Annotated in this window: 17 protein-coding genes; 5 read left to right on the top strand and 12 right to left on the bottom strand. The window is 66.6% G+C overall.

Going from position 1 to position 23,610, the window contains the following annotated elements:
• Positions 1-50 precede the first annotated feature (50 nt).
• The 6 genes from IB273_RS18285 to mreB form a co-directional block, all read right to left on the bottom strand.
• On the bottom strand, positions 51-3,869 hold the full coding sequence (locus IB273_RS18285) for a YhdP family protein (protein WP_192224712.1): 3,819 nt from the start codon (positions 3,867-3,869) through the stop codon (positions 51-53).
• Positions 3,870-4,027: 158 nt separating this feature from the next.
• The gene (rng, locus tag IB273_RS18280; protein ID WP_045209573.1) at positions 4,028-5,485 is read right to left on the bottom strand and encodes a ribonuclease G; all 1,458 of its coding nucleotides are present in this window, start codon (positions 5,483-5,485) and stop codon (positions 4,028-4,030) included.
• Between the two features lie 47 nt (positions 5,486-5,532).
• Positions 5,533-6,117, bottom strand: coding sequence for a Maf family protein (locus tag IB273_RS18275; protein ID WP_081517444.1), 585 nt, complete (start codon positions 6,115-6,117; stop codon positions 5,533-5,535).
• Between the two features lie 60 nt (positions 6,118-6,177).
• Positions 6,178-6,666: a rod shape-determining protein MreD gene (gene mreD / locus IB273_RS18270; RefSeq protein ID WP_081517443.1), complete on the bottom strand. Its 489-nt coding sequence runs from the start codon at positions 6,664-6,666 to the stop codon at positions 6,178-6,180.
• Positions 6,666-7,727 (bottom strand): rod shape-determining protein MreC, encoded by a 1,062-nt coding sequence (gene mreC / locus IB273_RS18265; RefSeq protein ID WP_192225052.1) that lies wholly within the window; start codon positions 7,725-7,727, stop codon positions 6,666-6,668. Before mreC ends, mreD begins: the two co-directional genes overlap by 1 nt.
• 86 nt (positions 7,728-7,813) lie before the next feature.
• Complete coding sequence (gene mreB / locus IB273_RS18260; protein ID WP_017518164.1) at positions 7,814-8,851, bottom strand: rod shape-determining protein MreB; 1,038 nt, start codon at positions 8,849-8,851, stop codon at positions 7,814-7,816.
• Between the two features lie 238 nt (positions 8,852-9,089).
• Between mreB and gatC the strand changes: the two genes are divergently transcribed.
• The 5 genes from gatC to IB273_RS18235 are packed head-to-tail and all read left to right on the top strand — an operon-like array spanning position 9,090 to position 13,146.
• The gene (gene gatC / locus IB273_RS18255; RefSeq protein WP_015475813.1) at positions 9,090-9,377 is read left to right on the top strand and encodes an Asp-tRNA(Asn)/Glu-tRNA(Gln) amidotransferase subunit GatC; all 288 of its coding nucleotides are present in this window, start codon (positions 9,090-9,092) and stop codon (positions 9,375-9,377) included.
• Positions 9,378-9,396: 19 nt separating this feature from the next.
• Positions 9,397-10,851: an Asp-tRNA(Asn)/Glu-tRNA(Gln) amidotransferase subunit GatA gene (gene gatA, locus IB273_RS18250; protein ID WP_192224711.1), complete on the top strand. Its 1,455-nt coding sequence runs from the start codon at positions 9,397-9,399 to the stop codon at positions 10,849-10,851.
• Positions 10,852-10,862: 11 nt separating this feature from the next.
• Positions 10,863-12,308 (top strand): Asp-tRNA(Asn)/Glu-tRNA(Gln) amidotransferase subunit GatB, encoded by a 1,446-nt coding sequence (gatB, locus tag IB273_RS18245; RefSeq protein WP_081517441.1) that lies wholly within the window; start codon positions 10,863-10,865, stop codon positions 12,306-12,308.
• 54 nt (positions 12,309-12,362) lie between these two features.
• Positions 12,363-12,746 (top strand): septal ring lytic transglycosylase RlpA family protein, encoded by a 384-nt coding sequence (locus IB273_RS18240; protein WP_081517440.1) that lies wholly within the window; start codon positions 12,363-12,365, stop codon positions 12,744-12,746.
• A 10-nt stretch (positions 12,747-12,756) separates the two neighbouring features.
• Positions 12,757-13,146, top strand: a complete 390-nt coding sequence (locus IB273_RS18235; protein WP_037013645.1) for a carboxymuconolactone decarboxylase family protein — start codon at positions 12,757-12,759, stop codon at positions 13,144-13,146.
• 148 nt (positions 13,147-13,294) lie between these two features.
• On the opposite strand, the gene IB273_RS18230 is transcribed toward IB273_RS18235, so the two are convergent.
• Genes IB273_RS18230 through IB273_RS18205 form a run of 6 tightly spaced genes read right to left on the bottom strand, consistent with a single transcriptional unit; the run spans position 13,295 to position 23,526 of the window.
• On the bottom strand, positions 13,295-14,110 hold the full coding sequence (locus IB273_RS18230; protein WP_081518163.1) for a YfaP family protein: 816 nt from the start codon (positions 14,108-14,110) through the stop codon (positions 13,295-13,297).
• Between the two features lie 5 nt (positions 14,111-14,115).
• A complete protein-coding gene (locus IB273_RS18225; protein WP_192224710.1) occupies positions 14,116-15,759 on the bottom strand; it encodes a DUF2300 domain-containing protein in 1,644 nt (547 codons plus the stop codon).
• A 3-nt stretch (positions 15,760-15,762) separates the two neighbouring features.
• A complete protein-coding gene (locus IB273_RS18220) occupies positions 15,763-20,316 on the bottom strand; it encodes an alpha-2-macroglobulin family protein (RefSeq protein ID WP_192224709.1) in 4,554 nt (1,517 codons plus the stop codon).
• On the bottom strand, positions 20,313-20,927 hold the full coding sequence (locus IB273_RS18215; RefSeq protein WP_225594755.1) for a DUF1175 domain-containing protein: 615 nt from the start codon (positions 20,925-20,927) through the stop codon (positions 20,313-20,315). Before IB273_RS18215 ends, IB273_RS18220 begins: the two co-directional genes overlap by 4 nt.
• Before the next feature lie 14 nt (positions 20,928-20,941).
• The gene (locus IB273_RS18210; RefSeq protein ID WP_192224708.1) at positions 20,942-22,693 is read right to left on the bottom strand and encodes a DUF2138 domain-containing protein; all 1,752 of its coding nucleotides are present in this window, start codon (positions 22,691-22,693) and stop codon (positions 20,942-20,944) included.
• 38 nt (positions 22,694-22,731) lie between these two features.
• Positions 22,732-23,526 carry a YfaP family protein gene (locus IB273_RS18205; protein WP_081518162.1) on the bottom strand — a complete coding sequence of 265 codons (795 nt, stop codon included), beginning with the start codon at positions 23,524-23,526 and terminating at the stop codon, positions 22,732-22,734.
• Positions 23,527-23,610: the final 84 nt, after the last annotated feature.

Genomic DNA, 23,610 nt, shown 5'->3' with positions numbered 1-23,610 from the left:
TCTGGGTTTCATGCTAACTGAAGCCCGGGCTTTCTGCTCGATTGAGGGGCTCAATGAGGCTTTTCGAACGGTTTCTCGAAAGCGATGGTGGGGCTCTGCCACGGGCCCTTGACGCTGTATTGCACGCTGGCGAAGCGCGCGACCTTGTCGCCCAGCAGCTTGTCCACCACGAACAGCGCACCACCAATGGCCGGCGCACCAACGATCAGCGCCGCCAGCGGCAGGTTGTTGGTCACCGGCAGGGTCACCAGCAGCTTGGCGTCGATTTCGTCGTGGGCCAGGTCCAGGGTGCCGTTGAGCTCCAGGTTGCTCGACGGCCCATCCAGCCGCAGCGGCTCGCGAGTGAAGTAGACGCCATCGGTGGCGGTGAGCACGCCCTTCACCCGGTCATAGCTCAGGCCCTTGCCGAGCAGGTCGGAGAAGTCCAGACGCAGGCGGCGGTTGATGGCGTTGAAGTTGAGCAGGCCGAATACGCGCAGGGCATTGGCGCCGCCTTCCACTTCGACGAACTGGCCCTTGCGCAGGCTGGCGTCGAGGGTACCGCCGAAGCGCCGCAGGTTCAGCGCCGCCGGGGAGCCCGGCCAGTTGCCGTTGATGTCCACGCGGAAGCGCTCGCTGGTCACGCTGGGCGCGAAGTCCCAGGCCTTGAGCACATCGCCCATGTTCTTGCCTTCAAGCTGGCCCTGGAAGGTGCTGCGCGCACTTGCCTCCATGCCGTCCCAGCGCAGGGTGCCCTTCACCGACAGGCCGCGCAGGTCCAGGTTGACGTCGTTGAAGCCAACCCCGGTGGGTGTCGGCCGCACGTTGAAGCTCCAGGCACCAACGGGCTTGCCACCCTTCAGCACCTGGCGAATGCTCACGTCCATCGGCGGCAGGGTCCGCGGGTCGATCTTCGCCAGTGGGTCCGGCTGCTCCACCGCCTTCTCGGAGTCGATGGCCTCGCCCTTGGGCAGGTCGATGCGGTCCAGGGCAATCTGGATCGGCTTCACCTTGCTGTCAGGCAGGGTGACCTTGCCGGAGACCAGTGAGCTGACCAACCCGACCTGCCAGCTGCTGTCGACGCGCGCCAGGTCCAGCGTGAGGTTTTCCAGGGTCTGGCCGAAACCCTTGAAGCGACCGATCTGCAGGTCCGCACCGCGCAACAGGCCAGCCGCGCCTTCAACCCCGGTGTTGGAATACTTCTTCGCGACGGCCATCCAGGCGTCGGCGTCGACCTCATCGATCTTGCCGCGCACTTGCACGCCGCTCCAGTTGGGCAGTACGGCCGGATCGCCCCCCAGGCGCAGCACGCCGCGACCAGCCAGCGGCTGCTCCACGGGCGCGGCGTAGGCCAGGCTGGCGCGGTCGCCATAGGTCGCCCAGTAACGCCGCTCGGCGCCGTCCAGGGTCATGCGCCACTCGCTCTCGCGAGTCTCCTGCGCCGCCTTACCCAGTGGCGCAGGCAGGTCGATGGTGACGCCCTGCAGGTTCGAGGCGACCTGCAACTGGCTGTCCTTGCCGTCGAGCAGCAGGTTGAGCTGGAAGGGAATGCGCCCATCTACCGGCAACTGCTGCTGCACCTTGCCCCAGTCGAGCAGGGACTTGACCGGCACCTGACCACCCACCAGCACCCGCGTGCGCGGGACGCCGTTGCGGCCTTCGGCGCGAATGCTGCCGGTGACACGCGCGCCCAGCACCTGGGCCGCGATGTTCTGCCCACTCAGGCCGCTGTCGGTGTCATAGCGGAACTTGCCCTTGACCTGTTCGAGGTTCAGCTCGGGCTTGGCGATCTTCAACTTCGCCTTATCGGTGTCGAAGTCTACTATCACCCGCGCCTTGCTCGCCTCGCCCTTGGCCAGGGGAATATCGAGGTTGAGGTGGCCGTTCAGGTCGCCGGAGCCTTCCCAGCCGGCGAAGGTATGAGTCGCACCGATCGGCGAGTCCTGGAGGATCTTCAGGCCATCGACGAGGTTGCTGTCGATGTCGCCATTCACGTGCAGGTGGGCGACTTCGCCCGGGTCCGAATGGGGAATCTCCACCGACACATCGCGCACCTGGCTGTTGAGGATCTGCCCGCTGGTGGCGTTGATGCTGACACCGGTGTCCTCGACCCGCACCTCGCCCTCGGCCTTGCTCAGGCCGGGCCAGCCGGGCTGGTAGTCGAGCACGCCGTCGTGGACCTTGAAATACAGGGTCATGGCGTGGGCTTCGGGCGCCGAGCCCTTCTGCAGCGAGCCCTGCCAGAGGAAATAGCCCTGCTCGATACGACCGCTCTTGATCGAGCCCTTGAGCCAGGCGGCAAGGTCCTTGCTCATCTGCGGGATGACGGTCGGCAGGTACTTGCCGGTGTAGCGCGCATCGCCATTGCTCATGCCGACACGCAGGTCCATGTAGTCCTCCAGCGCCGGGTCGCGCATCAGGCGGATCAGCATGTCACCGGCGATGGTGCCCTCCTCGCCTTCCACCTGCATCAGATGGCTGCCGAGAGTGAAGGCCTCGTCGTTGAGCTTGAAGAACATGCGCGTGTGCGCGGTGCGGTAGTGCCAAGGCTCGGGGAAGAGGGTTGCCAGGTGAAGCATGAAGTTCTGGGCGTTGGCATCCAGCGTGCCGCCTTCCAGGTTGCCGCGCAGGGTGCCATCGACATTGGCCACGGCGGGCACGTCATGGAAGGCACTGATGCCGACCTTCTCCAGGTTGGTCGCATAGGCAACCCGCTCGGCACCTTCGCGCTGCGGCCAGTAATCGAAGTTGACGTTGTGCAGCACACCCTGTGGCTTGAGACCGTCGAGCCACTCGATGGCCTTGTCCGGCAGCGGCGCCAGGGCGGTGATGGTCGGCCCCAGCGGGGTCAGGTCGAGGCGGTCGGCGCGCAGCTGCCAGTGCTCCTCGTCCTTCGTCCGGCGAGTCAGCTCCAGCTCCACCTCGCCCCAGCGGGTTTCGCCGAGGTTCGCCGCCAGATCGGCGACGCGCAGGTCGAAATCGTCGCCATTGCGCTGGAAGAACAGGCTGACACCCAGGTCACTCAGGCTCACCGGCTTGCGATCGCCCAGCGCCGCGTCGATCTTCGGCGCGTTCAGGCGTGCCACTGCGGACACCGGCACGCCCTTGTCGATGGTCGCCCACAGCTCGCCGCCGGCCTTGGCCTGGGACAGCTTCCAGGCACCGGTGAGGCGCCCGGGCAGCCACTTGGCCCAGTCGGCCTGCGGCAGACTGAGGTACAGCTGGGCCGAACTCTTCGCCCAGTCGTCACGGTTCAGGCGGGTTTCCAGGCGCGCCGCCACCGGCTCGCCGCCGGGCAGGCTGAGACGTGCTTCCAGGCGCTGGCGGCTGCCGCTGCGCAGGGTCATGCCGACGTAGGTCAGCGACAGCGGGTTGGCCTGCTGCGGCAGCACGGTCAGCTGGCTGTCCATCAGCGACAGGCGACGCGGGGTCAAAAGCAGGTCGATGAGCTTGCGCGGATCGGTGTCGCCGCCGCGGCTGGGCAGACCGTCGGCATGCCACTTGCCCTCCTCGTCCTCGCGCAGGGTCAGGTGCAGGCCTTCCAGTTCCAGGCTGTCGATGCGCGGCTGGCGTGCCATCACGCTGCCAAGGATGTCCGGGGTCAGGCGCACACGTTCCAGGCGCAGGGAATCATTGCCCTCGCCCAGCTGGATATCGCGCACCACGATGATCGGGCTGAAGGCATGCCAGTGCCCCTCCAGCGCGCCAATGGCCACCGGCAGGCCCAGCTGTTCGCTGGCCTTCTGCGCCAGGTCATCGCGGTACTCCGCCACCAGCGGCACCAACTGTCGGCCGAGGCTGACATACAGCGCGAGCAGCACCAGCCCCAGCGCCAGGAGGCCCAGGATGATGCGCAGGGAAGTGGCGAACAGCCGGCCGGCACGCTCCATGTCAGCCGGCTGCCTGTGAAGTGTCGCGAAGGTTCATCGAGCGGCCTCCCAGCCAGGCAATGTCGAACCAGGTCTGACAGTGTGCGTCAGGCAAAGCTCCAAAAAACCCCATTGCACGACGGCCTCCTGCCCGAATCCCAAACGGTGCGATCCGCCGCTCAAAGCAGGACCACGTCGTACTGCTCCTGGGAATACATGGCCTCGACCTGGAACTTGATGGGGCGACCGATGAACAGCTCAAGGTCAGCAACGTTGCCCGACTCCTCGTCGAGCAGGCGATCCACCACCTTCTGATTGGCCAGCACCAGATAGGAATTGGCCTGGTAGGCCCGGGCCTCGCGAAGGATCTCGCGGAATATCTCGTAGCAGATGGTCTCGGCGGTCTTCAGCATGCCGCGCCCCTGGCAGCTCGGACAGGGCTCGCAGAGCACCTGCACCAGGCTTTCGCGGGTGCGCTTGCGGGTCATCTGCACCAGGCCCAGTTCGGTGATGCCGATGATGTTGGTCTTGGCATGGTCGCGTTCGAGCTGCTTCTCCAGGGTCCGCAGGACCTGGCGGCGGTGCTCCTCGTCTTCCATGTCGATGAAGTCGATGATGATGATCCCGCCCAGGTTGCGCAGGCGCAATTGGCGGGCGATGGCGGTGGCCGCCTCGAGGTTGGTCTTGAAGATGGTCTCTTCGAGGTTGCGATGGCCGACGAAGGCGCCGGTATTCACGTCGATGGTGGTCATCGCCTCGGTCGGGTCGATGATCAGGTAGCCGCCGGACTTGAGCAGCACCTTGCGCTCCAGCGCCTTCTGCACCTCGTCCTCGACCCCGTAGAGGTCGAAGATCGGCCGCTCACCCGGGTAGTGTTCCAGGCGGTCGGCGATTTCCGGCATCAGCTCTTCGACGAACTGCGTGATCTTCTGGAAGTTTTCGCGGGAATCGACACGAATCTTCTCGATGCGCGGGTTCACCAGGTCGCGCAGGGTGCGCAGGGCCAGGGAAAGGTCTTCGTAGATCATCGTCGGCGCGCCGACGGTCTGGATCTGCGCGTCGATCTGGTCCCAGAGGCGGCGCAGGTAGCGGATATCGGCGAGGATCTCGTCCTCGCCGGCCCCTTCGGCGGCAGTACGCAGGATGAATCCGCCGCGCTCGACGATGCCCTCTGCCTCGACGCACTTGGCGACCACCTGCTTGAGGCGCTCGCGCTCGTGCTCATCCTCGATCTTCAGGGAAATGCCGACATGGCTGGTGCGCGGCATGTAGACCAGGTAGCGCGAGGGGATCGACAGATGCGTGGTGAGGCGCGCGCCCTTGGTGCCGATGGGGTCCTTGGTGACCTGCACCACCAGGCTCTGCCCTTCATGGACCAGCGCGCCGATGCTCTCCACCGCGCTGCCTTCGCGGGTGGAAATCTCCGCGGCGTGGATGAAGGCCGCACGTTCCAGGCCGACGTCGACGAAGGCCGCCTGCATGCCCGGCAGCACGCGCACGACCTTGCCCTTGTAGATATTGCCGACAATCCCGCGGCGCAGCGTGCGCTCGACGTGGACCTCCTGCAGGACGCCGTTCTCCACCACCGCCACGCGCGATTCCATCGGCGTGATATTGATCAGGATCTCTTCGCTCATGCGCCCTTCCTTATCGCGCCCGGAGTCGTGCCAGCGCTACTTTCCGATCAAGACTGCCAGCTGGGGATGGAGAAGTCAGCCAGCAATGCCGAGGTTTCGCAAAGAGGCAGGCCGACCACGGCGCTGTAGCTGCCTTCGACGCGGCTGACGAAGACCGCCGCAAGCCCCTGGATAGCATAGCCACCGGCTTTATCCTGGGGTTCGCCGGTTTCCCAATAGCGCTCGGCTTCCTCGGCGGAAACTTCGCGGAAGGCCACGCGACTGCTGACCACGCGCGCCTCGCAGCGATCCCGGTCGGCGACCGCCACGGCGGTCAGCACCTCGTGCTCGCGGCCGGACAGGGCCTGCAGCATGGCCAGGGCGTCGTCGCGGTCCACCGGCTTGCCGAGAATGCGGCCGTCCAGCACCACGGCGGTATCGGCGCCGAGCACGCAGACGTCGGCGCGCTGGGCGAGGAAGTTCAGCCCGGCCAGTGCCTTGCCACGCGCCAGACGCTCGACATAGGCATGCGCCGACTCGCCGGACTCGGGCGTTTCATCGATGGACGCGGGCACTATATGGAACGGCAGGCCGATCTGGGTGAGCAGCTCGCGGCGGCGCGGCGAACTGGAGGCGAGGTACAGCTGGGCCATCAGGGACTCCGAAGCGGGCCCGCACAGCGCAGGCCCGGCGATTCCCCCGCAAGGGGGCGATCAGTTGATGTTCAGGCGCAGCCGCAGGGCCCGCAGCAGTGTGTAGACCCAGGGCCAGAGCAAGGCGCTGACCAGTGCCGGCAGGAGGAACACCAGGGTCGGTGGGCGGTTGCCGGTCAGGGCGCTGATCCACAGCTGGACCAGTTGGGCGAGACCGAAGACCACCAGCAACACCAGGCATTGCTGCCAGATGGGGAACATGCGCAGGCGCTGGTGCAGCGACAGCACCAGGCAGATGATCAGGCTGAGGATCAGGGCGTTCTGCCCCAGCAGGCTGCCGTAGAGCACGTCTTCGGCGACGCCGAACACCCAGGCGGTCAGCATGCCGACCTTGTGCGGCAGGTAGAGCACCCAGTAGGTGAGGAACATCGCCAGCCACAGCGGGCGGCCGATCTCCATGAAGCTGGGCATCGGCGCCACCGACAGCAGCAACGCCGCCAGCAGGGTGAGCCAGATGGCCCAGCCGTTGTTCGAGCCCTGCGCCGCCATCAGTGACGGGTCCTTGCATCCGGGTGCGATGCCGGCGCACCGGCCGGCGCAGCAGGGGCTGCGCCATTGGTGCCGGCCGGATGGGCAGGTTGCGCAGCAGGAGCAGTTGGAGCAGCAGGCTGTGCGCCGTCATGCGGCTGGGCTGCCGGAGCACCTGGTGCAGGCTGTACCGGCGTGCCGGACTCGGCGGCCTTGCGATCGGCCTCGGCCTGGGCTTCGGCGGCATCGGTGGCGCGCTGTTCGGGGGTACGGCTGTCGCTGAACACCAGCAGCACGTAGCGGCTGCGGTTCATCTTGGCGGTCGGCACGGCACGGATAGTGGCGAAAGGCCCGCCCGTGTCGTGCAGCACTTCCTTCACCACCGCCACCGGATAGCCGGCCGGGAAACGCTGGCCAAGGCCGGAGCTGACCAGCAGGTCGCCTTCCTTGATATCGGCGGTATCGGCGACGTAGCGCAGTTCCAGGCGCTCCGGGTTGCCGGTGCCCACGGCGATGGCGCGCAGGCCATTGCGGTTCACCTGCACCGGAATGCTGTGGGTGGTATCGGTCAGCAGCAGCACGCGCGCGGTGTAAGGCATGACCTCGACCACCTGGCCCATCAGGCCGCTGGCGTCGAGCACCGGCTGGCCCTGGAACACGCCGTCCTTCTCGCCCTTGTCGATCAGGATGCGCTGGGTGAAGGGGTTCGGGTCGACACCGATCAGCTCGCCCACCAGCACCTTGTCATCGACCAGGGCGGAGGAGTTGAGCAACTCGCGCAGGCGCACGTTCTGTTCGGTGAGGGTGGCCAGCTTCTGCAGGCGGCGCTGCATCAGCAACTGTTCGGCCTTCAGGCGCTCGTTCTCGGCCAGCAGCTCGCTGCGGCTGGTGAACTGGTCGCGCACGCCTTCCCAAGCACGAACAGGGAAATCGGCGATGCCATAGAAAGGACTCAGCACGAGGCCCATCTGGCTGCGTACCGGTTTCAGATAATCGAAGCGGGCATCGACCACCATCAAGGCGACCGACAGGACAGCGAGCACCAGAAGGCGCGCGCCCAGCGAGGGCCCTTTGGAGAATATCGGTTTGATGACCGGCTCCTAGCTGTGCAAGGTCGGTTGAAGTTTCACCAGCGCGGGCGAAACGTCAACCAACCTCCACGTCCAACTTACTCGGTGGACAGCAGGTCCATCGAATGACGGTCCATCATTTCCAGCGCCTTGCCGCCGCCACGGGCGACGCAGGTCAGCGGGTCTTCGGCGACGATCACCGGCAGGCCGGTTTCCTGGGCCAACAGCTTGTCCAGGTCGCGCAGCAGCGCGCCGCCACCGGTCAGCACCAGGCCGCGCTCGGCGATGTCCGAAGCCAGTTCCGGCGGGGACTGCTCCAGGGCGCTCTTGACCGCCTGGACGATGGTCGCCAGGGATTCCTGCAGCGCTTCGAGCACTTCGTTGGAATTCAGGGTGAAGCTGCGCGGTACGCCTTCGGCCAGGTTACGGCCACGAACGTCGACTTCGCGGACTTCGCCGCCCGGGAAGGCGGTGCCGATTTCCTGCTTGATGCGCTCGGCGGTGGATTCACCGATCAGGCTGCCGTAGTTGCGGCGCACGTAGGTGACGATGGCTTCGTCGAAGCGGTCGCCGCCGACGCGGACGGATTCGGCATAGACCACGCCGTTGAGGGAGATCAGGGCGATCTCGGTGGTGCCGCCGCCGATGTCGACGACCATGGAACCACGGGCCTCTTCCACCGGCAGGCCGGCGCCGATGGCGGCAGCCATCGGCTCTTCGATCAGGTACACCTCACGGGCGCCAGCGCCCAGGGCCGATTCACGGATGGCGCGGCGTTCCACCTGGGTGGATTTGCACGGCACGCAGATCAGCACACGCGGGCTGGGCTGCAGGAAGCTGTTCTCGTGAACCTTGTTGATGAAGTACTGCAGCATCTTCTCGCAGACGCTGAAGTCGGCGATCACGCCGTCCTTCATCGGACGAATGGCGGCAATGTTGCCCGGGGTACGGCCCAGCATGCGCTTGGCTTCGGTACCGACCGCTACGACGCTCTTCTGGCTGCCGTGGCTACGAATGGCGACCACGGACGGTTCGTTCAGGACGATGCCGCGCTCGCGCACATAAATAAGGGTATTGGCAGTGCCCAGGTCGATCGACAGATCACTGGAGAACATGCCACGCAGTTTTTTGAACATTGGAAAGAAACCCATAGGTGGCGCGTGGGTGAAAAGTGCGCGGGTAAAAAAGTGCGGCAAACTCTAACAATGACGGGGGTTTTGGGCAAGGCGGCAATTTATGCTAGATTCCTCGTTTTTCGGGCCTGCCGGCCCGTCCCAGCGGCCTTCGACCGTCTGCCGCGGGTTCTGTTCCCTGCCCCTCAATTCCTTCCGGCCAGGTCCAGTTCGAACCGGGCCGCTCTAGCTGGAGACCCCGATGGCGCTTGAACGCTCCGACGTGGAAAAGATCGCCCACCTCGCCCGCCTGGGCCTGGAGGAAGCCGACATTTCGCGCACCACCGACACCCTCAACAACATTCTCGGCCTGATCGATGCCATGCAGGCGGTCGACACCGATGGCGTAGAGCCCCTGGCCCACCCGCTGGAAGCCACGCAGCGCCTGCGCGCCGACGCCGTCACCGAGGAGAACCGCCGCGAAGCCTACCAGGCCATCGCGCCGGCCGTGGAAGACGGCCTTTACCTCGTCCCGAAAGTCATCGAGTAAGCGCTAAGGACACGGACATATGCTGCATCAATTGACCCTCGCCGAAGTCGCCCGCGGACTCGCCGACAAGCAATTCTCCGCCCAGGAACTGGCCACTGCCCTGCTCGCGCGCATCCAGCAGCTCGACCCGCAGCTGAACAGCTTCATCACCGTCACCGAAGAGATCGCCCTGGCCCAGGCCAAGGCGGCCGACGAGCGGCGCGCCAAAGGCGAGACCGGGGCCCTGCTGGGCGCGCCGATCGCCCACAAGGACCTGTTCTGCACCCAGGGCGTGCGCACCAGCTGCGGCTCGAAGATTCTCGACGCCTTCGTCTCGCCCTACGATGCCACCGTCGTCGAGCGCCTGGCCGACGCCGGCACCGTGAGCCTGGGCAAGCTGAACATGGACGAGTTCGCCATGGGCTCGGCCAACGAATCCAGCCACTACGGCCCGGTGAAGAACCCCTGGGATACCTCCCGCGTACCGGGCGGCTCCTCCGGTGGCTCCGCCGCCGCCGTGGCCGCGCGCCTGATCCCGGCCGCCACCGGCACCGACACCGGCGGCTCGATCCGCCAGCCGGCCGCGCTGACCAACCTCACCGGCATCAAGCCCACCTACGGCCGCGTATCGCGCTGGGGCATGATCGCCTACGCCTCCAGCCTCGATCAGGGCGGCCCGCTGGCCCGCACCGCAGAGGACTGCGCGCTGATGCTCGGCGCCATGGCCGGCTTCGATCCGAAGGACTCCACCTGCGTCAACCAGCCGGTGGACGACTACCTGGCCGCCCTGGCCAAGCCGCTGACCGGCCTGCGCATCGGCCTGCCGAAGGAATACTTCGGCGCCGGCCTGGACAGCCGCATCGCCGACGCGGTGATGAAGGTGGTCGAGCAGCTCAAGCAGCTCGGCGCGGTGGTCAAGGAGATCTCCCTGCCGAACATGCAGCACGCGATCCCTGCCTATTATGTGATCGCGCCCGCAGAAGCGAGCTCCAACCTCTCGCGCTTCGACGGCGTTCGCTACGGCTACCGTTGCGAAGACCCGAAGGACCTGCAGGACCTGTACAAGCGCTCCCGTGCCGAAGGTTTCGGCGCTGAAGTGAAGAACCGCATCATGGTCGGCACCTACGCGCTTTCCGCCGGTTACTACGACGCGTATTACCTGAAAGCTCAGAAAATTCGTCGTCTGATCAAGAACGATTTCACCAGCGCCTTCGCCGAAGTCGACGTGATCCTCGGCCCGACCACGCCGAACCCGGCCTGGAAACTGGGCGAGAAGAACAACGACCCGGTCGCCCAGTACCTGGAAGACATCTACACCATCACCGCCAACCTCGCCGGCATTCCGGGCCTGTCCATGCCGGCCGGCTTCGTCGACGGCCTGCCGGTGGGTGTCCAGCTGCTCGCGCCGTACTTCCAGGAAGGCCGCCTGCTCAACGTCGCGCACCAGTACCAACTGGTCAGCGACTGGCACAAACAAGCACCGGCTGGATTCTGAGGACGACACACATGCAATGGGAAACCGTGATCGGGCTGGAAATCCACGCACAGCTCTCCACCCAATCGAAGATCTTCTCCGGTAGCGCCACCACCTTCGGCGCCGCCCCGAACACCCAGGCCAGCCTGGTCGACCTGGCCATGCCCGGCACCCTGCCGGTGCTGAACCAGGAAGCCGTGCGCATGGCCTGTCAGTTCGGCCTGGCGATCAACGCCGAGATCGCCGAGCGCAACGTGTTCGCGCGCAAGAACTACTTCTACCCGGACCTGCCCAAGGGCTACCAGACCAGCCAGATGGATCACCCCATCGTTGGCAAGGGCCATCTGGACATCACCCTGGAAGACGGCACCGTCAAGCGTGTCGGGATCACCCGCGCGCACCTGGAAGAGGACGCCGGCAAGAGCCTGCACGAAGACTTCCACGGCATGAGCGGCATCGACCTGAACCGCGCCGGCACTCCGCTGCTGGAGATCGTCTCCGAGCCGGACATCCGCAGCGCCAAGGAAGCCGTGGCCTACGTCAAGGCGATCCACGCCATGGTGCGCTACCTGGGCATCTGCGACGGCAACATGGCCGAAGGCTCGCTGCGTTGCGACTGCAACGTCTCGGTACGGCCGAAGGGCCAGGCCGAGTTCGGTACCCGCGCCGAGATCAAGAACGTGAACTCCTTCCGTTTCATCGAGAAGGCGATCAACCACGAAGTGCAGCGCCAGATCGAGCTGATCGAGGACGGCGGCAAGGTCGTGCAGGAAACCCGCCTGTATGACCCGAACAAGGACGAAACGCGCTCCATGCGCAGCAAGGAAGAAGCCAACGACTACCGTTACTTCCCCTGCCCGGATCTGCTGCCGGTGGTGATCGAGCGCGCCTTCCTCGAAGAACTGCGCACGCAACTGCCGGAACTGCCGGACCAGAAGCGCGAGCGCTTCGAGAGCCAGTACGGCCTGTCCGCCTACGACGCCAGCGTGCTGTCCGCCAGCCGCGAAATGGCCGACTACTTCGAACAGGTCCAGAGCATCTGCGCCGACGCCAAGCTGGCGGCCAACTGGGTAATGGGCGAGCTTTCCAGCCTGCTCAACAAGGACGGCCTGGAAATCGAGCAGTCGCCGGTTTCCGCCGAGCACCTGGGCGGCATGATCCTGCGCCTGAAGGACGGCACCATCAACGGCAAGGCAGCCAAGACCGTGTTCGCCGCCATGGCCGAAGGTGAAGGCTCGCCCGACGAGATCATCAAGGCCAAGGACCTGGTGCAGAACACCGACTCGGGCGCCGTCGAGAAGCTGCTGGACGACGTGCTGGCGGCCAACGCCGAGCAGGTCGAACAGTACCGCGCCAGCGACGAAGCCAAGCGCGGCAAGATGTTCGGCTTCTTCGTCGGCCAGGCCATGAAAGCCGCCAAGGGCAAGGCCAACCCGGCACAAGTGAACGAACTGCTGAAGAAGAAGCTCGAAGCCTGAGCCCACACTTCAACGACGCCGGGCTTGCCCGGCGTTTTTTCGTCCGGAGGTTCGATGCTGCGACCCATGGCCCTCATCGGTTGCCTGGCCCTGCTGGCCGGCTGTAGCACCACGTCATATGACAGCGACTCGGAAGTCTCCGGGCGCGGCTACCGCGCCGAAGGCACCGCGTCCTATTACGGCAAGGCGCACCATGGCAAGCGCACTGCCAGCGGCGAGCGCTTCAACCAGAACGCCCTGACCGCCGCGCATCGCACCCTGCCCTTCGGCACGCGGGTCCGGGTGACCAACCTCGACAACGGCCGCAGCGTCGTGGTCCGGATCAACGACCGCGGGCCGTTCGGCCGTGGGCGGATCATCGACGTCTCCAAGGCTGCCGCCGAACAACTCAACATGCTGCGTTCCGGCACCGCGCCGGTGCGCCTGGAAGGTCTCTGAAGGAGTCAGAATGAGCAATGACAACCGCAAGGCCGGCGAGCAGGTCCGCCGTGAAGTGATGGGCGACGTCTTCGTCGACCGCGCGCTGGGCAACGCCACCGAGTTCACCCAGCCGCTGCAGGACTTCGTCAACGAGCACGCCTGGGGCGGCGTGTGGAACCGCGAGGGCCTGCCGCGCAAGACCCGCAGCCTGATCACCCTGGCCGCGCTGACCGCGCTCAAGTGCCCGCAGGAGCTGAAAGGCCACGTGCGCGGCGCTCTGAACAACGGCTGCACGGTGGAAGAGATTCGCGAAGCGCTGCTGCATTGCGCGGTCTATGCCGGTGTTCCGGCGGCCATCGATGCCTTCCGTGCGGCGCAGGAAGTCATCGACGCTTGGCAGGCGGATCAGAAGGCCTGACCTTCAGTTGCGCCATCCGGCGCTGTTCGCGGGCAGAGCGCGCTCCTACAGGTGGGCGCTGCACTTCGGCGTTTCCCGGTTACTGCGGCCCAACCTGCAGGAGCGGGCCACGCCCGCGATCAGTCGGCAGGGCCGACGGTTCCCGCCATTACGGATAACTGAACCGTTTCACCAGCGTCAGCTCACCCGGCTGGCGCATCGGGATCAGGAAGGACTCCTGCTTCTCGTTCACCGTCCCCTCCTCCGTGACGATGGTCACCTGCGCCGTGGTCAGCGGCTTGGCCGCGTTCACGTCGCCGGAGCTTTCATCCGAACTCCAGCCACCGCCGTAGTAGTTCACGTAGACCAGGTACTGGCCCTTGAGCGGGGTCGGGCTGGCGATGATTTCCGGGCCGTAGCCGGTGGTCACGTCGACGTCCTGGGCCGCGCCATTGGGCAGCGAGCGGTTGCCGTACCAGACGTGCCCACCATCGGGCGTCACGAGGTGCAGGTCGAGGTCGGTGTTGTCCGAGTCCCACGACAGCATGACTCGCAGCTTGGCCGCTACCTCGCCACCGCCGCCGCCATGGTAAAACTGCACGCGCTTGCGCTGCTGGCCGTCCGGGCTGACGACCTCGACGCTGTTGGAGCCCGCCGGGAAGGCGAACGGCCGGTCGAACTTGCCGTCGCTCTCCACCCGCATCGGCATGGCCACGCCGTTGACCACCAGGCGCGCCGGGTCCTTGCTGTCCTTGGGCAAGCCACGGATTTCACCGCGGATGCGCGCGGTATCGGACTGGTCTTCCCGCGAGTTCACCGAGGACGCCGGGTAGTTCACCGTCTGCCGGAAGTCGGCCTTGTCGCCATCGCCCGAGCGCCAGCCCCCCAGCGGGGTATCCAGGCTGATCGGCGATTCGGCGGCCTGCGCGCCCAGCGGGATCAGGCTGGCGAGCAGGGATAGGCGGAGCACGTGGGCGAGTTTCATGCTGATCATTCCAGTATCAGGCGACGGGCCAGGCTTTCCACGTAGCCCTCGTCTTGTCCATTGGGGTGCGCCTGGAAGGCCAGGTGCAGGTATTCATGAGCCAGGTCGAGGCGATCCTGCTGGGAGTAAAGACCGCGCACATAGATGCGCTGGCGTTCGCGGTCGACGTAGGGCCGGCCACTGCTCAGGCGGCACACGGCGAAGGACTGCAGTTCCTCATAGCCTGCCTCGGTTTCCAGGCGTGGGTGCCAGTCGCGGCGTTGCGCCTTCAGCCAGCGCTCGGCCTCGGGCAACGACTGGCAGGCGGCTGTCGGGTTGCTCCAGCGGCTCAGGCTGGTGCGCGGGAAGGCGCGGGCGAGGATCGCGTCATAGCGCAGGCCCTTGGCGGCCTGCTCCTGGGCGTCGCGCCAGGACAGCTTCGACTGCCCCGCCTCGTCCGAGTGGTAGGTGACGGTGCCGCCAGCCAGCACCAGATCAGTCGTCCAGGCCGCTATGCCACGCGCCGCGTCGCTGGCCGGGCGCGGTGCCACACGCTGGCGCTGGCTGCTGTCGTCGATGCTCAGGCAGTCGCCGCGCGGGGCGCCGTTCTGCAAGAGATAAGTGCGGATGGTCACCGCCAGCGCCTTGGCCGCTTCCGGCGGCGTGGCGGAAGCCTCGCGGTCGAGCACGCGGGCGACGTACTCCTCGCGGGACAGGCGGGCAGTCAGGCGCGGCCCCTGCGCATCGCGCTCGAGGAAAAGGTCGCCGCTGCTGTTCACGTCGAGTCGAACGCCATTGGCGAACAACACATTCTGCCGGCCCGCCAGCAGGCCTTCGGCGGCGGGCTGATTGCGCACGTCGTAGACCTCTTTCAGCGGATAGCGGCTGAACAGCCCGACTTCGACGCAACGCCCCGGATCGCTGGGCCACGGCGCCGGCAGCGCGGCACCGATGGCGTTGCCGTACCCGGCCAGCACTGTCTTGCTGGTGCCCGGCCCGCGCGCCCAGAGCGGCGTGCCGTCGACCAGCCAACCGGCGAAGCCGCCCTCGCGCCGACCGCCTTCATCCCAACTCCAGGTCTTCACCCGCAGGCGCCCACCCAAAGCGGCAGGTGCGCGGCCTTCGTCGGCGGCCAGGCTGACATCGAGCAGCACCTTGCGCGCCTGCTCCTGGGCCGGCAGGTGCTGCAGTTGATCGAGCAGTTCGGCGACCGGTACTTGGGTCTGCGGCGCCAGCTTGTCCAGCTGGGCGATCCAGGCCGGCGCGTGGCGGGCCTGCCAATATTGCTGCCAGACCGCAGCATCGATGCCCAGGCGCTGCGGCTGGAAGTACAGGCCGCAGGATTTCACCAGCGCGGCGTCGCGCTCGATGCTCTGCCCCGCCGTGCAGCAATACACCTCTTCCTTGCTTTCGCCGCGGCACTGATAAGCCGGCTCCTGCTGCTCGGTGTCGTTCAGCCAGGCGTAGACGAACAGCTTCCACAGGCTGCCCAGCGGAGCATGCAGGTCGGCCGGCAATGGCTGGCGATCAAGCACCTGCTGCGGCCCGAGCCGCAGCAGTTCGTCGCCCTGCGCGGTGCGCCAGGCCAGCTGCGCCTGCTCTTGCGAGCCGGGCGCCGCGAGGGCACTCAGCGGCAACAGCAGGATCAGCCCGACCAGACGCGCGCGCATCGATTACTGAACCTTGATCTTCGCCAGGGCCGGCTGCTGCTCCAGCGCCTGCTCCTGCGGCGCATAGAGGCGCTGGTAACGCGCCGGCGGCAGGACGAATTCGCCCTTCTGCGAGAAGCGAACCAGATGACGGAAGCGCAGCTCGCCGCCCAGGGTGTCCACCGGCACGCCATAGAACAGGTCACCCGGCTCGTTGCGGGCGCGCTCCAGGCTGGTCGCCTCGACACCGCCCAGGCCGCTGATCTGCAGGCCCCAGGTGGTGCGCTCGACGTCCGCGCCCGGCGGCAGCGGTACTTCCAGCATGCCGTAGCGCAGCGCTTGGGCCTGCTCGGTGGTCAGGGTCACTTCATCCAGGTACAGCTCGTCGCTGGACAGCGGCTTGTCGCCCAGTTCCTCGGCGCTGAAGGCGAAGGCGTCCTCGCCCGGCACCAGGCGCAGCAGGCGGCGCTTGATGGTCACGGGCAGCTGGCTGGCCGGCGCTTCGGCGCTGCGGAAGGTCACGGAAGCGTTGAGCGGACGCGAAGGCGCGGCGCTCAGGTCCAGCTGCGCAGGCACGTCCTTGCCCTGCCATTGCCAGAAGGCATCGCCGGTAGTGCTGTGGCTTTCCTTCCAGTCCGCGACCGGTTTGGGCAGCTCGGCAGCCGGGGCATCGGCCACGGCGCGCTGCATCCAGGTCAGCGCCAGGGCGCGTTCGACGGTGGATTGCTGCGGCGCCAGGCTCTGCAGCAGGGCGCGGGCACGGCTGGCATCGACAGTACCGCTGTAGAGCTGCACGGCACGGGCGAACGGCTGGTCGCTGGTATTGAGCTTCAGGCGCGCACCATCCAGTTGCCTGGCGAACCCGGACGGCAGCGCAACCTTGTTCTGCTCGGCCAGGCTGGCCGTCAGTACACGGGCCACTGCCAGGCCCAGCTCGGAGTCCGGCTGGCCCATGACCAGGCTGTCGTCGCTGTCGAAGTCGTTCACCGACTTCGCCGCCTCGCCGTTGCCGGCGTTCTCCAGGTCAGTGAGCAGGCCGCTGACCAGGGTCTGCACCGGCAACTTCATGTCGCGGGCAAAGGCCAGGATCAGCGCGCGCTGCAGCAGCGGCGTGGCGCTGGCGCGTGCGGAGTAAAGCTCCAGGACGCGCTGCCAGTGGTCCGGCGGCAGCTGGATTTCCAGGGCGCGGCTGGCGTGCCAGTCGGCGTAGTAGGCATAGGCGGTGAGGAAGGCGTCGTAGTCTTCGCCGCCCCACCAGGTGAAGTAGGCGTCCGGGCCGGCCATCTGCACCAGGCGCAGGCGGCTGGTCTGCATGATCAGCCGCAGGCGGTCGCGCACACGCGGCTCGCCGTTGGCCAGCATCGGGTAGGCCACACTCAGCGGCAGCAATTGGCTGGCGGTCTGCTCGACGCCCCCCCAGGGGTAGTCGAGCAGCGAGTCGAGATTGCCGCGCAGCAGGGCCTGGGCGCTGTCATCCAGGCGCAGGCTGACGTCGCGGGCATCTGCCGGCAGCTGCAGCGGGGTGTTCTGCGCGTTGACCTGCAGCGGCCTGGACTGCAGCACCTGCCAGCTGTCCGCCACGAGGCTGAAGTGCACACCGAGGCTGTCGCGCACCTGGCCTTCCTGACGCAGTTCGACGCTCCAGTCGCCATCGCTGAGCGGCTGTTGCGGCAGGGCGATGTAGTTGACGCCACGCTTGAGGTCCAGCGCCTGAGTCTTCTCCGCGCCATTGGCGCGGATCAGCAACTCGGCCTTGGTGTCCTGCTCGCCCTGGTTGAAGACGAACAGTCCCAGGTCCGGCGCATCGCCCGTGCGGAAGCGTTTCGGGCCACTCCACTTCAGATAAAGCGGCTTCTCAGAGCGAATGAACTGCTTCTTCTGGCCGACCTGCCCCTGGTCATCCATGGCACGGGCGGTGATGCGCCAGCGGGTCAGGGAGTCGGGCATGCGGAACTTGAACTGGGCCTTGCCGTTGGCGTCGGTGACCAGTTCCGGCTCCCAGGCTGCGGTGTCGACTTCCTCGCGGCGCGGGCGCTCCAGCACCTTCACGCCACGCTCGCTGCGGTTGGCGCGGCCGGGCGCGCTGGGCGAACCGGGCAGTGCCACGTCGTAGCTGATGAACGCGAGGCTGGCACTGGTGCGCACGTTGTTGCGGCGCGGGTGGTAGAAGAACTGGTCGATACCCGGCGCGATCTCCGGCTGCAGTGCGTAGATCATCTCGTCCACCACACTCACGGTGAGGTGGCTGGAGACAGGCTTGCCAGCGTAGGCGGTGTCGAGGTTGACGGTGACCGTCTCGCCCGGCTCGTAGCGCTCCTTGTCGGTGCTGACGGCGATCTCCACCTGCGGCACGGCGACCTTGATGCCGGCGTTCTGGAAGCTGTAGTCACCGCTGCGGGTGTAGAGCACGGAGAAGGTCAGGTTCGGCGAGAACTCGGCCTTCACCGGAATGCGGGCGCGGTACTGGGTCGGGTTGAGCTTTTCCAGCTTCAGCCAGTCGCCGCCCTTGGACAGCAGCGCGGTGGCCTCGACCTTGTCGCGCTCCAGCGACAACAGCGCGTCGTCCACCGGCTCGGGGAAGGTGATCAGCGCCAAGGCTTCTTCGCCGGTCTGGTACTCGGCCTTGTCGAGGACGATTTCCACGGTGCCCGGGACGGCCTTCACGCCATCGCCGCTGACCGAGTGGCCGGTACCGCCGAGCAGTTGACCGGCCTTGTCGCGCAGCTCGACGCTGTAGGTGCCGGGCTTGTCGAAGGTAATGGCGAACTTGCCGCCTTCGACTGCGCCGTCGCCGCTGCTGCGGTCTTCCAGGCGTAGCCAGCGGTAGGCTGTGGGCTGGATCTGGGTCTGCTGTTCGGCGGCGTAGCTGAACTCGACCTTGTCACCGGCGGCGCTGAAGCGCTGCGGCGCGCTCACGCGGTAGCGCGCGGCGCCACGCTCGATGAGGATTTCCTTGCTGGTCTTCACGCGGTACGCGGCGCCATCGCTGGCGAACACGGTGAGCATGTAGCGGCTGGGTTTCTCCGCCGCCGGCAGGTCCAGCGCGGCGCGGCCCTGCTCGTCGGTGGTGATCTGTGCGCTGGTCAGCTCCACGGGGAACTGGCCGAGGTACTGCAGCTCGTTGTCCACCATCGACAGCTGCTGGGCGCGCAGGCTCAGCTCCAGGCGCGCATTGGCCACCGGCTTGCCGTCCGGGTAGAGCAGGATCAGGTTGCCCTTCACCGGCTCGCCGGTCTTGAAGTCCGGCTTGGCCAGGTCGAGGGAAATCTCGAAGTGCGGCTTGATGTACTCGGCGACGCGGAAGGCGCTGCTGTAGGTCTGGTCGCGGTAGTCGAAGCGCAGCTCGTAGCCGCCGGCGACGGCGTTGGCCGGCAGCTGGAAGCGGCCATTGGTGCCGCTCCTGGCGTCGTACTTGAGGTCGAGGGTCTGCAGCGTGGTGCCGGCGGCGTCGATCACCGACAGGCGCAGCGGCGCGCTCTGCGGCGACTGCGACTCGCGAGAGTTCTTGAATTCGCGACCGACGATCTTCAGCGATACCCAGTCGCCCGGACGGTACAGCGGGCGGTCGGTGAAGGCGTAGAGTTTGGTGTCGTAGATTTCGCTGTCGTAGTAGAAGTTCTCGGAGACGAAGACGCCACCCTCCTCGTCCTCGCCGATCACGAAGGAGCGCTCGGGGCTGACGTGCTGCAGGCGCAGCAGGCCGTCGGCGTCGCTGCTGCCGCTGCTCATCACGCCCAGACCATCGGTCCACAGCACCTTGGCGCCGCCCACTGGCGTGCCTTCGTGCTTGCGCGCGGTCCACACCAGCAGCTCATTGCCGGCGATCTTGCTCACCGCAACGCTGTTGGAGACGAATACCACGGTGGTCGCGCGGTATTTGCCGACCAGCGCCTCGACCAGGTACAGGCCGGGCTTCAGCTTGCCCAGCGGCACGTAGACGTTGCCCGGTGCGACATTGATGAACTCGCTGGAAGAGCCGGCGAGGCTGACTTCCTTCGGCGGCTGGATCGGTTTGGCGTCCCACAATGGATAGCGGAACTGGCTGACCATCGGCAGGCCGGGAATCGGCGCGTACTGCGGCTGCGCGTCATAGGGCGTCGGCGCGCTCATGGCATTGCCCATCTTCAGCTCGGGCACCACCTCGGTGACCTGCTGGCGCGACTCGTAGGAGAAGGTCCGCTGCATCACCCGGCGCGACTTGCGGTACCAGTTGTCCCACAGGTAGGCCAGGGTGTTGGACAGGCCCTCGCCCTTGAACTGCCCTTCGGACAGCACGCGGTGCAGGTTCTTCTGGCGCTTGAGGAAGTCCAGCGGCTTGTCGATGCGGTAGACGCGGATATCCGCGCCACCGTATGGCTCCATGCGGTAGCGGCGGTAGTCACGGCCTGGCGCTTCCAGGCGCACCTTGGCCACCTCGTCGGAAGCGAAGCTTGAGTCGGCGAGCAGGAAGAACGACTCGCCAGCCATGGGCGCGTAGTTGCTCGCCGGGACGTCATCGTCCGCCTGCACGATCGCGGGCGCGGCGGCGAACAGGCCGGCGCAGGCCAGGGCAGCGGCAATGCCGCGCAGCGCGTTCATCGGGTCAGGAAGGACAAGCGATAGACGCCGATAAAGTTGGGATTGGATTCGTCGGGTATCCATCGGGTGTCCTTCCATGTCATGAGTTGTTGCAGGCTGACCGAGCGCATGCCGTTGTCGGTCGCCGTACGAGTGCCGGTGTGATAAGCGATGTCGCGGCCCATCCAGATCATCAGATGCTGGTCATCGCCCTGGTCGAAGAACATCAGGTCGCCGGGACGCGCCTGGTTGAGGTCGCGACCAACGAGCTGGCTGTTGTATTGAATGAGTTTGATCGCGTTGACGTAGGGGCCGGTCTTGCCGCCGCCCTGCTGCCAGGTCTGCGCGAGATTGCGCTGTGCGTCGGACAGTTCCAGCTCCGGCGGCAGGTAGCGGTTGGACATGCCGTTGGCGCGCAGCCACTTGGCGTCATGCACCTTCAGCGCCTCGTTGGCGGCGAAGCGCACGAGGCCGGCGCAGTCCTGCTGGTACCAGCGCGGGTTCGGCCCGCGACGCAGCTGCTCCTCGGCGATGCGCACGAACCAGGCGCGGAACACCTGGGTCTGCTGCGCATCCAGCGCCGGCTCCGTTGCGTGCGCCAGCGTGGCGACAAGCAGACTGGCCAGCAGCATGAGGGGTTTGCGGATCACAGCGCCTTCCATTCCAGCGGCAACCACTCCCACTCACCGCTGGGCTCGCTGCCAGCCGGCAGGGTCAGGGCGTAGGAGCCGTTGCCGGCGAGAGTCTTCAGGCGCGGCAGGAGCAGCGTGTCGGCGGCGTTGCGGAATACCGGCTCGATGTCCTGCGGCAGGCTGTCGAGGGTCTCGCGCTGGAGCAGTGCGGACAGCGTCTTGGGCGCCAGGTACGCGGGCACCAGGGCGTCCTTGGGCAGCACGTCGGCCAGCGGCGGGTAGCGCTTGGCCAGAGTGTTGCGGGCCTTGTCGAGCAGCTTGTCGTCGATGGAGAACAGCAGGGTGTTGCCATCGCGCAGCAGGCTGACGCGGAAGAAGCCGTTGCCGCTGACCTGATCGGGATTCTCCGCCTCGCTGGCCGGGTACTGGCCGAAGCGTGAGCTGACCTGACGCTGCCACAAGCGACCTTCGCCCTCGGCACGACTTTCAACCTCGAAGGCGCCGGCCTCCAAGTTGGCCTCGTAGGCGCCGATCATGCTGCCGAACAGCTTGCCCAGTTGCTCGTCCAGCTCGGGGCTGGCCGGCGCGTCGAGCTTCACCGCGAGCAGCGGCGAGTGCAGGCGCGAGTCCGGGTACCAGCACAGGCCGGCAGCGCCGGAGAGGTGCTCGGAGAAGGCGGCTGCCATCTTCTGCTCGGCGCCCAGCTTCACCAGCATGTTGTCGTACAGGCCCGGCGTGACCGGCAGCGCGACGCAGGCGCTGGCGCCCATGGGCATGGCCTGCCAGACAGGGGTGAAGTCCAGGTCCGGCTGGCGGGCAACCTCGTTGAGCGCCAGGTAGCTGTGCCAGCCGTCCTTGCCCTGTTCGAAGCGCACGCCAGCGAAGGTTGGGATGAAGCGCTGGTAGCCCATGGCGAGAACACCGGCGCCCAGGGTGATGCGCTGCTTCAGCTCGCCACGCGGTTCCAGGGAGAAGTCCTTGGCGAACAATGGCTCGCCTTCCAGCGCGCTGCCCAGGTCCTTGGCGACGGCGGCATCGGGCTCGCCCAAGTTGTCGTAATCCGGGTTGGGGAAGAGCATTTTCGGGTTCGACAGAACCAGCATCTGGTCGCCACGGGAGACGAACAGCAGGGTCTTCTCGGCGCCATAGCGCAGGCTGTAGACCGGCGTGGCGCTGCTCTTCACCTGGATTTCCGCGACCTTCTTCAGCTGGCTGTCATCGGCCGCGATCCTGGCCAGCGGCTCCAGCACCTTGGCCAGGCCGCCGCGCTTGAGCACCACCATGAAGTCGCGCAGACGGCCATCGGCACCGCGCCACAGGGCGACCTGGGCCGGCTGGTCGAGCAGTTCCTCGATCACGCTGTCCTTCAGGGTCAGGTCGTGTTCGTAGACGATGCGCCGCAGGGTGCCGGTCAGGCCCAGGCGGTCGGCGTTGTTCTCGTAGTAGAAGACGAAGTCCTCGGTGAGCACGTCGCGCAGCAGCGGCACTTCCAGCACGGCCTTGGGCAACTGGCTGAGGGAGGCACTCTCGATCAGCGCGTCGGGGCGCTTGAGGTCGCGGACCACTTCCGGGCTTTCCGGCGCTTCCAGGGTCCCCACCGGCGCCGAATGGAAAGCCGGGATCAAGCCGAAGGCCAGGGCCAGGCCACCGGCGACCAGCGCGGCGGCGAGCGCGCCGATGGCGATCAGCGGACCACGGCCCGGGGCCTGGGCCGGCGTCGGCGTGGAGGTGCTGTCTTGGCTGCTGGAGGGCGTATTGTCGCTCATGGATCGCTTGTCCCGTGTCATCCCTGCGAGGGGCGAATTCAGTAGTTGAAGGTCTTCACCAGCACCAGATCACCGATGGTGCGCATCGGCACCACGAAGGTCTCGCGCTTCTCGTTGACGGTATTTTCGTTGAACACCAGGTTGATCTCGGCGGTGATCACGTCCTGCTCGTGGTTGCCTTCCTGGAAGTTGTAACCCTGGCTGGCGTTGTAGTTGCCCCAGTAGTTCACGTAGACCAGGTAGGTGCCGTGCAGCGGCGCGGCCATGGTGAACATTTCCGGACCGGGGCCATCGACGCCGTCCGGGTCGAGGCCGCCGCCATTGCTCAGGCGCGGCCGCGCCCAGAAGGCATGCTGGCCGTCGGGCGTGACGATATGCAGGTCGAGCTCGGCCTTGGGGTCGTTCCACCCCAGCGCCAGGCGCAGGCGCGGCGCGACCCGGTGGTTGTTGGCCTCGTAGAACTGGATGCGCTTGAGGGATTTGCCCTCGGCGCTGGCCACCTCGACGCTGTTGCTGCCGGCGCCGAAGTTGTACGGACGGACAAACCTGCCTTCGCCGTCGGTGTAGAGAGGGAGCGGATTGCCGTTGACCACCAGGCGCTGGGCACGGTCGACGCCGGCCACTTCGCGCAGGTGGCCCTCGATCAGGCTGCGGCCACGGGAACCGCCCCGGTCGATGGGTGGCGTGGGATAGGCCACGCGGGGCACGCTGGGATCATCGGTCAGGCCCGAATAGCGCCAGCCGGCGGCAGGGCTGGAAAGGTCCGCACTCGGCTCGGCAGCGACCGTCGCAGCCAGGAGACTGGCTGACAGAAAAAAGACGGCACGAACCATCCGACGCATGAGCTGCATGAACATTCCTTGATCGTGCATAGCGGGGGGAGCCAAATGTAACCGGTCTTGTCGACGCGCGGAACG

It is taken from the genome of Pseudomonas sp. PDM19 (assembly GCF_014852215.1).
Taxonomy (GTDB): Bacteria; Pseudomonadota; Gammaproteobacteria; order Pseudomonadales; family Pseudomonadaceae; genus Pseudomonas.
This window is presented reverse-complemented; position numbering and strand designations above follow the sequence as displayed.